2 protein-coding genes are annotated in these 1,646 nt (G+C 69.7%); one reads left to right on the top strand and one right to left on the bottom strand.

The genetic code is table 11. The features are described 5' to 3' along the window. Positions 1-944 (top strand): ferrochelatase (gene hemH, locus AC1D15_RS31075; RefSeq protein WP_477829067.1); only part of this gene is annotated, 944 nt, incomplete at its 5' end. On the opposite strand, the gene AC1D15_RS31070 is transcribed toward hemH, so the two are convergent. Further along, on the bottom strand, positions 945-1,646 hold a 702-nt coding region (locus tag AC1D15_RS31070), incomplete at its 5' end, for a tripartite tricarboxylate transporter substrate-binding protein (RefSeq protein WP_477829066.1).

Below are 1,646 nucleotides of genomic sequence, written 5' to 3'. Positions count from 1 at the left end.
CCGATGCGCCGACCGCTGCCGCGGTGCGCCGCTACCTCGCGCAGTTCCTCAGCGACCCGCGCGTCGTCGAGATCCCCAAGCTGCTGTGGTGGCTGATCCTGCACGCCATCATCCTGCGCGTGCGGCCGGCCAAGTCGGCGGCCAAGTACGCAACGGTGTGGATGCCCGAAGGCTCGCCGCTGAAAGTGTGGACGCAGAAGCAGGCCAGGCTGCTGGCAGGCTACCTGGGCGAGCGCGGCCACCGGGTGCAGGTGGCCTTCGCGATGCGCTACGGCACGCCGGCGATCGGCCGCGAACTCGACGCGCTGAAGGCCGCCGGCGCCACCCGCATCCTGGTGCTGCCGATGTACCCGCAGTACTGCGCGGCGACGACGGCCAGCGTCAACGACGCGATCTACCAGTGGGCGCAACGGGTTCGCGCGCTGCCCGAGCTGCGCTTCGTCAACCGCTACCACGACGACCCGGCCTACATCGCGGCGCTGGCCAAGCGCGTGTCGGACCACTGGATGTCGCACGGCCGGCCGGACAAGCTGGTGATGAGCTTCCACGGCATGCCGCGCCGCACGCGCGATCTGGGCGACCCGTACCACGGCGAATGCCTGGAGACCGGGCGCCTGCTGGCGCAGCGACTCGACCTGAAGGACGACCAATGGCTCGTGACCTTCCAGAGCCGCTTCGGCAAGGCCGAATGGCTGCAGCCCTACACCGAGCCGACGCTGGTCGGGCTGGCAAAGCAAGGCGTCAGGCGCGTCGACGTGATGTGCCCGGGCTTCACCGCGGACTGCCTGGAGACGCTCGAGGAAATCGCGCAGGAGGCGCGCGATGCCTTCCTCGAGGCCGGCGGGGCGGAGTTCAACTACATCCCGTGCCTGAACGACCAGCATGAGTGGATCGCCGCGCTGAGCGCGATCGCGATCCGCCACCTGCAGGGATGGCCCGCCTGATCAGGCCGTCTTCAGCTTGAGGATGTAGACGAGCGCATCCGCCATCGCCTTGTCGAGCTCCATCGACTCGGCAAACTCGGTGCCCACCTGCCAGCTCGGCTGCCAGTCGTTGCGCACCAGCGCGGCCTGCCAGCTGGGGTGCTGGGTCGCCTTCTGCAGCGAGGCACGCAGGTTGGCCACCTGCGCATCGGACATGCCGGCCGGCGCGAAGATGCCGCGCCAGTTCGCCAGGTCGACGTCGAGGCGCTGCTCGCGGAACGACGGGATGCCGAACAGCCCGCGCCGCGAGCTGATCGCCAGCGCCCGCAGCTTGCCTGACGAGATGCCCGATTTCAGCTCGCCGAAGCCGGACACCGCCGCCGCCACCTTGCCGGCCGCCAGCGCCTGCATCACCTCGGCCCCGCTGCTCGACGGCACATAGACCAGCTTGCCCGGATCAGCCCCGGCCGCGCGCGCCACCAGCGCGGCGCACATGTGGTCGACGCCGCCGGCCCCGCCGCCGGCCAGCGGCACCTCGGCGATGTTCTTCACCAGCGCGGCCTGGAAATCCTTGATCGTCTGGAACTTCGAATCGGTCGGCACCACCAGCGCCAGCACCTCGCTGGTCAGGCGTGCAACCGGTTTCACGCGTGCCAGAGTGATGGCCGGGCGATTCAGCGCGATCGAGCCGACCATCACGAAGCCGCCGACCATCACCGAATC

The sequence above is a fragment of the Rhizobacter sp. P2_H2 genome, assembly GCF_056403375.1.
The sequence above is the reverse complement of the archived record's forward strand: the minus strand, read 5'-3'. Positions and strand labels throughout refer to the sequence as shown.